At 71.6% G+C, this 12,780-nt stretch carries 13 protein-coding genes and 1 tRNA gene; 9 read left to right on the forward strand and 5 right to left on the reverse strand.

Going from position 1 to position 12,780, the window contains the following annotated elements; all coding sequences use genetic code 11:
* Both AL2_RS37465 and AL2_RS15925 read left to right on the forward strand, forming a co-directional pair.
* Positions 1-644: hypothetical protein (locus tag AL2_RS37465; protein ID WP_218003664.1), on the forward strand; the 644-nt coding region annotated here is incomplete at its 5' end.
* 178 nt (positions 645-822) lie between these two features.
* Positions 823-1,203 (forward strand): tyrosine-type recombinase/integrase, encoded by a 381-nt coding sequence (locus tag AL2_RS15925; protein WP_245666680.1) that lies wholly within the window; start codon positions 823-825, stop codon positions 1,201-1,203.
* Between the two features lie 69 nt (positions 1,204-1,272).
* Here AL2_RS15925 and AL2_RS15930 read toward each other — a convergent pair.
* Together AL2_RS15930 and AL2_RS15935 are read right to left on the reverse strand one after the other, a co-directional pair.
* Positions 1,273-1,345: transfer RNA gene (locus AL2_RS15930), tRNA-Thr, on the reverse strand.
* A gap of 73 nt (positions 1,346-1,418) precedes the next feature.
* Complete coding sequence (locus tag AL2_RS15935) at positions 1,419-2,327, reverse strand: helix-turn-helix domain-containing protein (RefSeq protein ID WP_067634624.1); 909 nt, start codon at positions 2,325-2,327, stop codon at positions 1,419-1,421.
* A gap of 186 nt (positions 2,328-2,513) precedes the next feature.
* Here AL2_RS15935 and AL2_RS15940 point away from each other — a divergent pair, with 186 nt between their 5' ends.
* Together AL2_RS15940 and AL2_RS15945 are read left to right on the forward strand one after the other, a co-directional pair.
* The gene (locus AL2_RS15940; RefSeq protein ID WP_083946566.1) at positions 2,514-3,053 is read left to right on the forward strand and encodes a hypothetical protein; all 540 of its coding nucleotides are present in this window, start codon (positions 2,514-2,516) and stop codon (positions 3,051-3,053) included.
* Between the two features lie 125 nt (positions 3,054-3,178).
* Complete coding sequence (locus AL2_RS15945; protein WP_067634626.1) at positions 3,179-4,477, forward strand: cytochrome P450; 1,299 nt, start codon at positions 3,179-3,181, stop codon at positions 4,475-4,477.
* A gap of 80 nt (positions 4,478-4,557) precedes the next feature.
* Here AL2_RS15945 and AL2_RS15950 read toward each other — a convergent pair whose 3' ends face one another.
* The 3 genes from AL2_RS15950 to AL2_RS37470 are packed head-to-tail and all read right to left on the reverse strand — an operon-like array spanning position 4,558 to position 7,186.
* Positions 4,558-6,006: a DHA2 family efflux MFS transporter permease subunit gene (locus AL2_RS15950; protein ID WP_067634628.1), complete on the reverse strand. Its 1,449-nt coding sequence runs from the start codon at positions 6,004-6,006 to the stop codon at positions 4,558-4,560.
* A gap of 17 nt (positions 6,007-6,023) precedes the next feature.
* A complete protein-coding gene (locus AL2_RS15955) occupies positions 6,024-6,413 on the reverse strand; it encodes a BBE domain-containing protein (protein WP_067634630.1) in 390 nt (129 codons plus the stop codon).
* Positions 6,332-7,186 (reverse strand): FAD-binding oxidoreductase, encoded by an 855-nt coding sequence (locus tag AL2_RS37470; protein WP_067634632.1) that lies wholly within the window; start codon positions 7,184-7,186, stop codon positions 6,332-6,334. Before AL2_RS37470 ends, AL2_RS15955 begins: the two co-directional genes overlap by 82 nt.
* A 124-nt stretch (positions 7,187-7,310) precedes the next feature.
* On the opposite strand from AL2_RS37470, the gene AL2_RS15965 reads away from it, so the two are divergent.
* The 5 genes from AL2_RS15965 (at position 7,311) to AL2_RS15985 (ending at position 12,738) form a co-directional block, all read left to right on the forward strand.
* Positions 7,311-7,970 (forward strand): TetR/AcrR family transcriptional regulator, encoded by a 660-nt coding sequence (locus AL2_RS15965; RefSeq protein WP_083946568.1) that lies wholly within the window; start codon positions 7,311-7,313, stop codon positions 7,968-7,970.
* 30 nt (positions 7,971-8,000) lie between these two features.
* Positions 8,001-8,285, forward strand: coding sequence for a GlsB/YeaQ/YmgE family stress response membrane protein (locus AL2_RS15970; RefSeq protein ID WP_067634635.1), 285 nt, complete (start codon positions 8,001-8,003; stop codon positions 8,283-8,285).
* 167 nt (positions 8,286-8,452) lie between these two features.
* Positions 8,453-8,740 (forward strand): DUF485 domain-containing protein, encoded by a 288-nt coding sequence (locus AL2_RS15975; protein WP_067634637.1) that lies wholly within the window; start codon positions 8,453-8,455, stop codon positions 8,738-8,740.
* A complete protein-coding gene (locus AL2_RS15980; protein ID WP_067634639.1) occupies positions 8,737-10,401 on the forward strand; it encodes a monocarboxylic acid transporter in 1,665 nt (554 codons plus the stop codon). Before AL2_RS15975 ends, AL2_RS15980 begins: the two co-directional genes overlap by 4 nt.
* 282 nt (positions 10,402-10,683) lie before the next feature.
* A complete protein-coding gene (locus AL2_RS15985) occupies positions 10,684-12,738 on the forward strand; it encodes a S8 family peptidase (protein ID WP_157438186.1) in 2,055 nt (684 codons plus the stop codon).
* Positions 12,739-12,780: the final 42 nt, after the last annotated feature.

Genomic DNA, 12,780 nt, shown 5'->3' on the forward strand with positions numbered 1-12,780 from the left:
CCGCGTGGGGTGCCTTGCTCATGCTTTTGGGACGCTTGCCCGGTCTGGCCGAGGAAATTGAACGTATAGTGCCGCTGGCCTTTAATTGGCTACGCGAGCGTCCGGAAAGCCACGAGTCGGCATGGCTTTCGCTGCTCACGCTGCTGAGAAATTCTCCAGGCCTGCCGGCCGAACGCATCGTGCCTCAGACCTACGAGTGGCTACGCGAACGTTCAGGTGCGCATGTTGCAATCTGGGCGGGCTTGATCGTAACTCTGGCGTCTCCGCTGGAACTCGATCCGGAACAACGATCTGAAATACTCAGCGCAATGCACGAGTGGAGCAACCGATACGTCGACGCCGAGAGCCCGCAAGCTCGCGGCGTCGAACTGCTCCTTCTCGCCGACTCCCACATGGATGAATCCATGCCCACGGTGGAGAAGGAACTGAAGTACGTCGAAGAAACCCCATCTCCGGGACCTACGATACTGTTCCCCTTGACATACCTGATCCGAAAGATGCAACGCCCCGACCTTTCCGCCAGGTTGAGTTCATGGGCGCAGGGGTACCAGGAGGACTCAGATGCCACCGAATCGGATCATTACCTATCATTGGTGGCTCTTGTGCCACTCGAACTGGCCCAACCCTTGAATCCATCACCGTAACTTGGCAGGCAGTGATGCCGACGCCGGACGACGAGACAGGGCAGCCAGAAGAGCCGCGGTGCCGAGCCATGGCCTGGGCCGCGGGGAAACCAGGCCCGATGACTCGACCGGTGAAACGCCAGCGCACCAGACCAAGACGGACGGCTCTACGGACGTCCTGCCGCTCCCGTCGCTCTGCATGGCTGCGCTGCGGCTCCGCGAGACACAGCAGGTGGCCGAACGGGACGCGTGCGACGACTGGCAAGAGAGCGATCTCGTCTTCACGACCAGGACGGGCCGACCGATCGAGCCCCGCAACGTCAACCGGGCCTTCGAGTCGCGCTGTGCCGCCGCTGGCGTCAAGGTGATCCGCGTTCACGACACCCGGCACACCTGCGGCAAGCTGCTCGCCGCGCTGGACGTCCACCCTCGGGTCGCGATGCAGATCCTTCGGCACAGCAAGATCAGCCTGACCATGGAGATCTACACCGAGGTTCCGAGCGAGCAGACCAGGGCGGCGCTCAAGCGGCTCGGCGAACACCTGGGGTCCGGCGACGACAGCGGGGAGGCGTCCGCGTAGCTGTACTTCGCTGCTGTACCTGGTAGCAAAGAGGCCCTCTCCGGCGGCGGAGGGGGCCTTTGACGTGGGAGCCGGCGAGGGGACTTGAACCCCTAACCTTCTGTTTACAAGACAGATGCTCTGCCAATTGAGCTACGCCGGCGGGCTCGTCCGCATCGTAGTCGACTTGGAGGGGCGCTCGCTTGGGGGTGTGAGGGTCCGGAGGGCGGCGCGGGCTAGTTGTGGATGGTGAACAGTTGGCCGGGGGCGCGGTCGTCGCAGGGTAGTTGGAGGACGGGGGCGCGGGCGGCGGGGGTTCCCTTCACGCCGACGCAGAGATCGCGGTCCTGGGGGCGTAGCTGGACGCCGCCGGCCAGTGTGCGGAGGGTGAAGCGGTCCGGTTGGATGCGGTCGCAGGTGTCGTCGGACAGGGGAGCGCCCGGCTTGAAGGAGGCGTCCACGATCCCCATGCAGCCGGGGCCGAACTCCGGGTGCTGCGTAGTGACGCGCCAGAACTTCCCGTCTTGCGTGAGTTGGCGTGCCGGGAAGCTCTGGGCGCAGTGCGCGAGGTAGATGAGCCCGGTCTTGTCGTGCGGCCGCTCGGAGAGGCAGAGCCCTCCGAGTTCGAGCTTCGCACCTGAGACGGCGGGGGGTGGGTTCGACGGCGCCGCCTGGGAATGGCCGTCCGAGTTCTGGGAGGGGCGGGTGAGGACGATGCCGGCGGCGATCGCGGCCACCGCCAGGGCCGCGGCGAGGACGGCGGTGGTCCGGCTCCGCGGGGGGCGGGGCGGGGCCGGGTCCTCCTGCGGCGTCGGGCTCTCGGCGGGCTCGTCCGGGGCGGGTGGGGCGGACGGCTCGGGGGGCATCGGGTGGAGGAGGCGTTCCCGGGCCGCCAGCCAGCGGGTCGCGTCGCCGCCGCAGACCTCGACGAGCGTCGCCACGATCTCGCGCCTCGGCACGGTGCGCCGGTGCAGGGCGGTGGCCAGTGTGGACGCCGGCAGGGGGAGCCCGTCCGCAGCGGAAGTGCGCCGCTCGATCTCCTTGTAGGTCAGGCCGCTGCGTTCCCGGAGCCTTCGCAGCGCCACGACGAACTGCTCCTCGGTGGTCGCCGCGGAAGGGTCCAGTTCGGCCTCGTCGTCGATCACGCGCAGAGTGTGGCAGAACGAACGCGTTCGGGTCCATCCCGAACGCTCGAACGGGTGCCGCTCAGTGATCAGGACGACTTGAATGCTCGACGCCGGCCGCGGTGGCACCGATCGAGATCCCCGCCATTGCGGCACGGAGCGCGAGAGCACGTCGGCTTTTCGCGCCGGACACGAAGAGGAGTGCAGATGAACCGCTTCCGTACGATCGGGCTCGGCCTGGTGGCCGCGGCGGCCCTCACCGTGAGCGCCACGCCGGCCATGGCCGCCCCCGCGTCGCCGGCCGCACCGGTCAAGCCGGCGAAGGCGTGCCCGCCCGACGTCTACTACAAGGTCAAGTCGAAGAAGCAGATCAACTACTGGGTCGGCAGGCATTTCGTGGACGGCAAGGGCGGCAAGATCACCGGCAGGGTCGAGCGGTCGGTCACCAAATCGGCGACGCTGGAGGCGGGTGCGGAGGCTTCCGTCGGAGCGGTGTGGGCCACGGTCAAGGCCAACGTCTCGAAGTCGGCGACCAAATCGAACACCGTGACGGTGGGCCACTGGTACGAGCACAAGATCAGCAAGAATCGGTACGGGCACCTCCGCTACCGCGTGATCGGCTACAAGGTGCTGTTCGAGAAGTACCGCACCCGCGGGAATTGCAAGGACCAGTTCCTGGACGCCTTCTACGGCAACATCCCGACCAGCAAGGAAGGCTGGAAGTACTGGGAGACGAAGAAGGCGTAGCCTTCGCCCGGCCGAGGTCGCGAGCATGGTTCCGGGCCCGGTCCGCCGCAGCCAGGGCGGGCCGGGCCCGCGCAGTTCGGAGAAGGCGTCGCGCGGCCGCGGCGGAACGGTTCTACGGTGGGTGTATGGGTGCGTTGGGCGTGGCCGGGCCGGGGAACGTCGAGGCTCTCCGGTGGTGGGGGCGGATGGCTCGGAATCCGCTGGAGACGTACGGGGGGCTCGCGCGGCGGTACGGGGACGCCGTGCGGGTGCCTTTCGGGAGGCGGCGGGCGTTCTACCTGCTGTCGCGGCCCGAGCATGCCGAGCGGGTGCTGGTGGCCAACCAGGACAACTACGTGAAGGCGTTCACGTATCGGCCGCTGCGGGCCGTCCTCGGCGACGGGCTGCTGACGAGCGAGGGTGACATCTGGCGTCGGCATCGGCGGCTGGTGCAGCCGGTGTTCTCGCAGCGGCACGTCGTCGGCTTCGGGCCGGAGATCGTCGAGGCGGCCGTCAAGGGCGTTGAGCGGTGGCCCGATGGGGTGATGCTCGATGCGGCGAGGGAGTTGCGGAAACTCACGCTGGACATTGTGGGGCGGGCGCTTTTCGGGAGCGAGCTGGCCGGGGAGGCGCGCAGGACGGGGCAGGCGCTGGAGGCGCTGCAACGAGCTGCGGTGATCGGGACGTTCCTGCCGGGCGCGACGGCCAGACGCGGGCTCTACCGGCGGGTTCCGGGGCTCGGGGGTGCGCTCGCGCACCTGGACGGCCTGGTGCGCAGGGTCGTCGAAGGGTCGTCCGGCGGGGAAATGGTGAATCTGCTCAAGGAGCGGGGCGAACTCGATGCCGAAGAACTTCGGGACGAGGTTCTGACGCTTCTGCTGGCCGGTCACGAGACCACCGCTTCTTCGCTGGCGTGGACGTTGATGCTCCTGTCCAGGTATCCGGCGGCCAGGGATCGGCTGGAGGAAGAAGTGGACGCGGTGCTCGGCGGTCGGGAGCCCAGAGCCGAGGACGTCGATCGGCTGCCGTGGACGAAGGCCGTCCTTTCGGAGGCCATGCGCCTTTACCCGCCGGCCTGGACGATTGAGCGTGATGCCGTTGCGGACGATGAGGTTGCGGGAGTGCAGGTGCCGGCCGGCTCGACCATTGCCGTCCCGCCTTATCTGATCCACCGGAACGCGGATGTCTGGCCCAATCCCGAGGGCTTCCAGCCGGAACGGTTCATGGGGGAGCAGCAACGTCCCCGATATGCGTATCTGCCGTTCGGGGGCGGCAGGCGCATCTGCGTCGGCGCCGGGTTCGCGATGTTGGAGGCGACGCTGGTCCTGGCCGCGATCAGCCGCACTCATCGGCTGGATCTGGTGCCCGGGGCGACCGTGCCGTGGCGGGCGGAGATCACGTATCGCCCGGCCGGGGCCGTTCCCATGCGTGTTTCGCGCAGGTGAGCCCGGACCCGCGCAAGCCCGGACCCCGCAAGCCTGGACCCGCGCGAGCCCGGACCCGCGCGGGTCCGGGCTCGGGACGGTCACGCCTTCGTGCGGGGGAGCAGGAGCGCCGGTGCCAGGGCCAGGACGGCTATGGCCAGCGCGATCCAGAAGGCGTCGCTGAAGGCGACCGCCAGCTCGGGCGCCACGGCCGCGCGAACGCCGTCCGGTAGCGGGCCGAGCGCGGCGAGGCCGGGGGTCTGCGCGGTGATCTCTCGTTGCAGGACCACGGCCAGCGCGGTGGTTCCGACGGACGCGCCCATCCGCTGGAGGGTGTTGATGGCGCTGGTCGCGCGGGGGATGAGGTGCGGCGGCAGCGTCTGGTAGGCGGCCGCCATGGACGGCATGATCGTCGCGCCCAGGCCGAGGCCGATCACGAACAGGGCCGCGGCCAGCAGCGTCACCGACGTGTCGGCGTGAAGCTGGGTGTACGCGGCCGTCCCCAGGAGGCCGAGGACGATGCCGGTGGGGACGACGACGCCGGCGCCGAGGCGGTCGGTCAGACGTCCGGCGAGGGGCATGGCGACGGCGGCGCCGAGCGCCTGCGGGGTCAGCAGGAGGCCGGTGGCCAGCGGGCCGTGGCCGCGCACGACCTGCCAGTACAGCGGCAGCAGGACGAGGACGCCGAACAGGGCGATGGCCACGACGACGTTCGTCACGGCCGCGGCGGCGAAGCCGCGGTACCGGAAGAGCGCGATGTCGATGAGCGCGGACCGCCGGCGCGCGTGCACGGCGTACAGCGCGATGAGCGCGGCGGCGGCGCCGATGAAGGCCCAGGTGCGCGGCGAGTCCAGCCCTCCGGGACGTCCCGCCTCGGTGGTGCCGTAGACGAACAAGGTCACGCCGCCGCACAGCAGGAGCAGCCCCCGGACGTCGAGTGAGGCGGGGCGCGGGGCCGAGCGGGGCAGCAGGCGCAGCGCGGCGATGACGGCGATCAGGCCCAGCGGCAGGTTCACGAAGAAGATCCAGCGCCAGCCGAGCGACGAGATGATCAGCCCGCCGGCGATCGGGCCGGCGACGGAGCCGAGCAGCATGGGCAGCCCGATGAAGCCCATCACGCGTCCCATCCGGGACGGTCCGGCGGCCTGCGCGAGGATGGTCTGCGCGACCGGGATGATCATGCCGCCGCCGGCGCCCTGCACGACCCGGAACGCGATCAGGGAGGGCATCGACCAGGCGAGGCCGGAGAGCGCGGAGCCGAGCAGGAACAGCAGCAGCGCGGTGACCCAGACGCGGCGGGCCCCGAACCGCTCGGTGGCCCAGCCGGTGACGGGGATGACGGCGGCGAGACCGAGCATGTAGCCGGTCAGCACCCATTGGACGGACGTGATCGACGCGCCGAAGTCCGCGGCGAGTGTGCGGGTGGCGACGTTGACGGCGGTCGCGTCGATGATCGACATGATGGCGCCGAGCACGACCACGATGCCGAGCGTGACGAGTCCGCGGTCGAGTCTCTGGGACGGGGCGGGCGGAGCGGCGAGCGTTGTCATGGCAGTCTCCTCGCATTTCAGGCGGGCTGGATGTTGTGGTTGCGGTGGAACACGTTCTGCGGGTCGTAGGCCCGCTTGACCTCGCGCAGCCGCCGGAAGTCGTCCGGTGTGTAGGCGGTGGCCGTCCGCGTCGGGTCGTGCAGGAAGTTCAGGAACGAACCGCCCGTCGCGTACGGCGCGAAGGCGGCGTCGGGGCCGTCGATGGTGAGCGAGAAGGGGACGTCCCGGTGCCCGACGGGCCCGGCGTCCGGTGCGGGACGGGCCATCGCGCCGCCCCAGTGCTTCACCTCGATCCCGGACGCGTCGCTGGCGGCGATCGCGGCGATCAGCGAGTCAGGCAGATCGGCATAAAGGTGGAAATGGTGGGGTGGCGTGCCGCCCAGCGACTCGGTCTCGGCGTACGGCATCGTCCGGAAGTCGTCCTGGAGGGCGGCCCGCCGGCCTCGCGCAGTGAGCGCAGCGCCCGCGCGCCGTCCTCGGCGGAGCCCGCGTAGACCCCGCGGACGGCGACGACCCGGCCGTGATCGGCGTGGTGCGTCAGCGCCACCGAGACCGACAGCGCATCCGGCCGCGTGCCCGACTCGTCCCGGAACCGGGTGAGCACGCCGGCGGCGCGCTCGGCCGGGAACAGCGCGACCCCCGCGTAGACGGCCGAGACCGGGTGGAGCCGGAACTCCAGCGACGTCACGACGCCGAAGTTGCCGCTGCCGCCGCGCAACGCCCAGAACAGGTCGGCGTCGTGGTCGGCGTCCGCGGTCAGGTACCGGCCATCGGCGGTGACGATCCGGGCGCGCAGCAGATGGTCGGCGGCGAACCCGAACCGGCGGGACAGCCAGCCGACGCCGCCGCCGAGCGTGTAGCCGGTGACGCCGACGGACGCGTGCGAGCCGGACAGCGGGGCGAGCCCGAGCGGCGCGGCCGCGGCGATGACGTCGCTCCAGCGGGCGCCGGCGCCGGCGCGGGCGACGCGGCGGGACGGGTCGACGAGCACGCCGCCCATGCGGGACGTCTTCAGCAGCAGCCCCTCGTCCGGCGGGACGACCGTGCCGTGCCCGGTGGCCTGGACGGTCAGCGGCAGTCCCCGCTCGCGGGCCGTGAGGATCGCGGCGCGGACGTCCGCCGGTCCGGTGGCGTCGACGGTCAGCGGCCCGGTGGTGCGGGTGGCGGTCGAGGCGGTCATGATCCTGTCCTTCCGGAGGTTTCTTCTCCACTTACTCGCACCGTAGCACCGTGTGGAGGGTTTGTCTCCACTTAATCTCGATAATTGGAGGATGGACCTCCACATGGCTGCTAGGCTCCGGAACATGGGGCAGAAGCCGAAGGAACGTCCGCTGCGGGCCGACGCGCGCGACAACCGCAGGCGGATCCTCGCCGCGGCCGCGGAGATCTTCGTCGAGCAGGGGCCGGGCGCCCCGCTGGAGGACATCTCCAAGCGGGCGGGCACCGGCATCGCCACGCTCTACCGCCGGTTCCCCGACAGGGAGACCCTCACCAAAGCCGTCGCCTTGGACGCCCTAGAGCGCACCACCGACGAGGTCAAGCGCGCGCGGGACGAGGAACCGACCGCGTTCGCCGCCCTCGTCCGCTACATGCACCGCGTCCTGGACATCCGCATCGGCGCGGTCTTCCCCGTCCTCCTCGAGGAGATCCCGTTCGACGACGAGGAGATAGCCGCGGTCCGCACCGACGGCGTCGCCGTCATGCAGGACCTCGTCGCCACAGCGCAGAGCGACGGCGACCTGCGGCCGGACGTCACCCACGGCGATGTCGGGATGATGCTCGTCCGGCTGTCGCGTCCGCTGCCCGGCCCGCTGTCCCGGGAACTCGGCGAGGAACTGGCGCACCGCCATCTCGATCTCCTGATCGACGGCCTACGCGCCTCCGCGGCCCGTCCCGGCGCGCTCGGCGGACCGGCGCTGACCTTCGGCGACCTGGACTCCATGGGAGACCGTCAGCCCAGGTGAGGGGCTGTCCGAAGTGGGCACAGGGTCGGCATGAACATTACGGGGATCATCACAGCGATCATCATTGGAGCGATCATCGGGGCGCTGGGCCGGCTGCTGCTGCCCGGCCGCCAGCCGATCGGCGTCATCCTGACCGTGATCGTCGGCATCGTCGCCGCGATCATCGGGACGGCGATCGCGCAGAAGGTCGGCGTGTCCACGACGTCCGGGATCGACTGGATCGAGCTGGTCTTCCAGGTCGGCCTCGCGATGATCGGCGTCGCACTCGTCGCGAGCTTCCGGGCCCGTCGCAACCACCGCCGCCCCTCGCGCTGACCCCTCCTTCCGGCTGACGCTGCCGACCGGTACGGGCACCAAGCGGGGGACGGACGAGAGCACTTGGGTGCGCATCTCGCCAAACGGGTCCTGCCGGACGTGAATCTTTGATCTCATAGTGCACTCGAATCGATGCGGAGAGTCACTTTCGGTCAGGGGGAGGCCAGATGGTGGGCGGACTTGCGCCGGTGGCGGGGTATGAGCGTTTTCTGCTGCTCAGGAAGAGGTTCCGGCGGGCCGCGGCGGTGATCGCGGCGATCTTTCTCGGGTGGTATTTCGTCTATGTCGGGCTGTCCGCGTTCGCCCGGGGCTTCATGGCGCGGCCGGTGGCCGGGCACGTCAACGTCGCGCTGCTGCTCGGCCTGCTGCAGTTCGTCTCGACGTTCGCGCTGGCCTGCGGGTACGCGGCCTACGCGCGGCGGCGGCTCGACCCGCTGGCCGGTGAGCTGCGGTGACGGGCCGGACGCTGACGTTCGGGCTCTTCGTCGCGTTCATCGTGATCACGCTCGGCATCACGATCTGGGCGCGGGTGAACACGCGGGGCGCGGACGACTTCTACGCGGGCGGACGGACGTTCTCCGGCGCGCAGAACGGGGTCGCGCTCGCCGGCGACTACATGTCGGCGGCGTCCTTCCTCGGCATCGCGGGGGTCATCGCGCTGAACGGCTACGACGGGTTCCTGTACTCGATCGGCTTCCTGGTGGCGTGGCTGCTCGCGCTGCTGCTCGTCGAGCTGGTGCGCAACGCGGGCCGGTTCACGATGGGGGACGTCCTGGCGCGGCGGGTGCGGCGGCAGGCGCCGGTCCGGCGGGCCGCGGCCGTGTCCACCGTGACGGTGTCGGTGTTCTACCTGCTCGCCCAGATGGTCGGCGCCGGCGCGCTGGTGTCGTTACTGCTCGGCATCCACCGGGGCGAGCGGTTCCTGGGGATGGACGCCGCGACCGCGAAGACCGTCACGATCGTCGTCGTGGGCGCGCTGATGATCTTCTATGTGGCGTTCGGCGGGATGAAGGCGACGACCTGGGTGCAGATCATCAAGTCCGCGCTGCTGATGGCGGGGGCGGTCGTGCTGACGGCGCTCGTCCTCGGCAGGTTCGGGTTCGACGTCAGCGCGCTGCTCGGCTCCGCCGCCGACGCGAGCGGGAAGGGCGAGGCGTTCCTGCGTCCCGGCCAGCGCTACGGGCAGGACGTCGCGGGCGACGCCTACCAGACGATCGTCAACAAGCTCGACTTCATCAGCCTCGCGCTGGCGCTGGTGCTCGGCACCGCCGGCCTGCCGCACATCGTCAGCCGGTTCTTCGCCGTCCCGGACGGGCGCGCCGCCCGGACGTCGGTGTCCTGGGCGATCGGCCTCGTCGGCGTGTTCTACCTGATGACGCTCGCGCTCGGCTTCGGCGCGGCGGCCCTCGTCGGGCGGCGGGCGATCGTCGCGCAGGACCCGTCCGGCAACACCGCCGCGCCGCAGCTCGCGCAGGCCCTCGGCGAGCACCTCGGCGGGCGCCTCGGCGGGGACGTCCTGCTGGCGTTCATCGGCGCGGTGGCGTTCGCCACGATCCTCGCGGTCGTGTCCGGGCTCGTGCTGGCGTCGTCGACGTCGCTCGCGCACGACTACTTCGGCCAGGTGCTGATGCTCGGCCGCCCGCGCGAGTCGCAGGAGGTGGCGGTCGCGCGGTTCGCGTCGTTCCTCGTCGGCGCGCTGGCGATCGTCCTCGCGGTGGTGGCGCGCAACCTCAACGTGGCGTTCCTGGTCGCGCTGGCGTTCGCGATGGCCGCGGCGGCGAACGTCCCGGCGATCGTGCTGTCGCTGTTCTGGCGGCGGTTCAACTCGGCCGGGGTCGTCGCCGGCATCTACGGCGGGCTGACCGGCTCGCTGGTGCTGGTGTTCTTCTCGCCCGTCGTGTCCGGGAAGGTCGACCCGGTGACGGGCGAGAGCCTGTCGCTGTTCCCCGCGGGCGTCGACTTCCACCTGTTCCCGCTGGAGAACCCGGGCCTCGTGTCGATCCCGATCGGGTTCGCGTGCGCGGTCGCCGGGACCCTTCTCGGACGGGACGAGGCCGACGCCGAACGCTACGACGACCTGTCGGTACGCGCGCTCACGGGCGCCGGCGCGCACTGACGCGCGGCCCGTACGCGCGCGGCGGCGGTGCGGCGCGCGGCGCTGACGCGTCCCGGCGGGCGGGCGTGCACCGCCACCCACCGGTGTGGGCGGGTTAACATTCCGTCAGCCCGCCGGTTACCAATGAGTACTGGACGGCCTGCCGGGAAAGGGCGTCAGCGAAGATCCACACTGTCCGGGACCGCGCCCTAATGTGCCGAGTGCCCTGGCGGGGTGCGGTTCGCGTGGCAGAATGTCACCCGCCGTGGAGCGCGGCGGTGTGCCGGAGGGAGGTGCGGCGGCGTGTCCGAAGCCGGTCGACGCCGTCCGGGACGCATCCGTCCGGCCGTGTCCCCGCACCGGCTCGGCGCCCGGGCGACCGCGGCGCTCACGGCCGTCACGCTCGGCGCGGCCGTCGCCGTGCCGGCGGCGATGATGTCCGGCGGTGAGCCGGCGAGCCGGCAGGCCGTCCGCGGGGCGTCGGCCGGGACGCTGGTCAACGCCCGGACCGACCAGATCCGCGGACGCGAGTGGCACCTGAAGGCCCTGCGCACCCAGAAGGCGTGGACGTACTCCAAGGGGCGCGGCGTCACCGTCGCCGTCCTCGACACGGGCGTCGACGCGAACCATCCCGACCTCACCGGCCACGTGGTCACCGGGCCGGACCTCACCGGCGGCGTGCGGCGCCCCGGCACCCGCTACTGGGGGCTGCACGGGACGTCGATGGCCAGCCTCATCTCGGGGCACGGCCACGGCCCCGGCCAGACGCAGGGGATGCTGGGGGTCGCGCCGCTCAGCCACGTCCTGTCCGTGCGGGTCACGCTGGAGAACGACGACCCGCTGCGGCGCGACAACGGGCAGCAGACGGACGCCGGCGAGCGCGACGCCGTCGCCCAGGGCATCCGCTACGCGGTCGACCACGGCGCCGGCATCATCAACATGTCGCTCGGCGGCGGGCGCCAGTTCTACAACGGCACCAAGACCCAGGAGAGCGCGATCAAGTACGCGCTGTCCAAGAACGTCGTGCTGATCGCCTCCGCCGGCAACGACGGGTCCGGCGCCAACCGCAAGAACTTCCCGGCCGCGTACCCGGGCGTGATCGCCGTCGGCGCCCTCGACCGCCGGCTGCGCCTCTGGAAGGACAGCAACCGGCGCTCCAACGCGACCCTCTGCGCGCCCGGCGTGGACGTCGTCAGCGCCGACGCCAGCAACGGCTACGTCGTCGGGACGGGCACGAGCGCGTCGTCGGCGATGGTCGCCGGGGTCGCCGCGCTCGTCCGGTCCCGCTACCCGAAGCTGACCCCGGCCGAGGTCAGGCAGGCGCTCATCCAGGGCTCCCCGGCCCGCCGCGGCCACCCGACCGGCTCGCCCACCTGCCGCGGGTCGGTCGACGCGCTGCGCACCCTCTACGCCGCACACCAGATCAACAAGACGTCCAGCGGTCCGGTGGAGACGCCGCCGCCCTCTCCCGCGCCCACGCCGGCGCCGGTCGCCGCGTCCCCCGAGCGCGACTCCGGCGTCCTGCTCCCGCTCGTCCTCGGCGGGGGCGGGCTGCTCGTCGTCCTCGGGCTCGTGCTCGGCTGGCGGCAGCGGCGCCGCCCGGAGGAGGACATCGAGGGGGCCGCGGACGTCCCCGAGTACGGCCTGCCGTCCGCTCCGGCCGCGGTGCGCGAACCCGCGTCCGTCGCGCCCGGCCCGCCCGCCGCGGACCCGGGGACGGCGCCGGTCAACGTGCCGCTCTGGCAGAACACCCAGGCGTACCAGGGCCCGTCCCCGGACCTGCCGCCCGCCGGCCCGTGGGAGTCCCCGGATCCGGCGCCTCCGGAGGGCCTGCCGCCGGAACCCGCGCCTTCGGACGCGTCGCCCCGGGACACGGCCGCGCGGCCCGGCGCCGGCGGGGAGCCGCTGCCGCCGCCGATCGAACCGAAGCAGACCCCGATGATCCCGCACGAGCTGCGTCCGTTCGTCCCCGGCGAGTACGCGTCCAACGGGACGAACGGGCACGCGTCCGGCAACGGGCACGACAGGCTCAACGGCCACGGCAACGGCCACGGTAACGGCCGCCACGCCGCCGACCCGAACGGCGCCGCCGCCGACGACGCGCCGGTCCTCGACGACGACGACTGGGAGGCGTTCCGGCGCGGCGCCCTCGACCTGCCGGACCCGGGGACGACCGACCCGCTCCCCCCGGACGTACCTCGCGCGGACGAGGCGGCCCCGGGCCCCTTCTCCGCCGACGCGGAACCGCCGTCCGAGCCCGTCCAGCCGGCGGACCAGGGCGACGACGACCTGCCGGGGCCGCGTTCGCCGCACACCCGGCCCGCCGAGGACGAGGACTACCGGCCGCCCTGGTGGTGAGGGCGGTACTCCGCCGGGCGTAGCGCGAGTGCCTCCGGCCAG

Source organism: Actinomadura latina NBRC 106108, from assembly GCF_001552195.1.
GTDB classification, from domain to species: domain Bacteria; phylum Actinomycetota; class Actinomycetes; order Streptosporangiales; family Streptosporangiaceae; genus Spirillospora; species Spirillospora latina.

Bases quoted from the DNA above. Each gene is read 5' to 3' on its own strand.
- AL2_RS15925 (WP_245666680.1), top strand. From the start codon at position 823: ATGGCTGCGCTGCGGCTCCGCGAGACACAGCAGGTGGCCGAACGGGAC.
- AL2_RS15940 (WP_083946566.1), top strand. From the start codon at position 2,514: ATGAACCGCTTCCGTACGATCGGGCTCGGCCTGGTGGCCGCGGCGGCC.
- AL2_RS15945 (WP_067634626.1), top strand. From the start codon at position 3,179: ATGGGTGCGTTGGGCGTGGCCGGGCCGGGGAACGTCGAGGCTCTCCGG.
- AL2_RS15950 (WP_067634628.1), bottom strand. From the start codon at position 6,006: ATGACAACGCTCGCCGCTCCGCCCGCCCCGTCCCAGAGACTCGACCGC.
- AL2_RS15955 (WP_067634630.1), bottom strand. From the start codon at position 6,413: ATGCCGTACGCCGAGACCGAGTCGCTGGGCGGCACGCCACCCCACCAT.
- AL2_RS37470 (WP_067634632.1), bottom strand. From the start codon at position 7,186: ATGACCGCCTCGACCGCCACCCGCACCACCGGGCCGCTGACCGTCGAC.
- AL2_RS15965 (WP_083946568.1), top strand. From the start codon at position 7,311: ATGGGGCAGAAGCCGAAGGAACGTCCGCTGCGGGCCGACGCGCGCGAC.
- AL2_RS15970 (WP_067634635.1), top strand. From the start codon at position 8,001: ATGAACATTACGGGGATCATCACAGCGATCATCATTGGAGCGATCATC.
- AL2_RS15975 (WP_067634637.1), top strand. From the start codon at position 8,453: ATGGTGGGCGGACTTGCGCCGGTGGCGGGGTATGAGCGTTTTCTGCTG.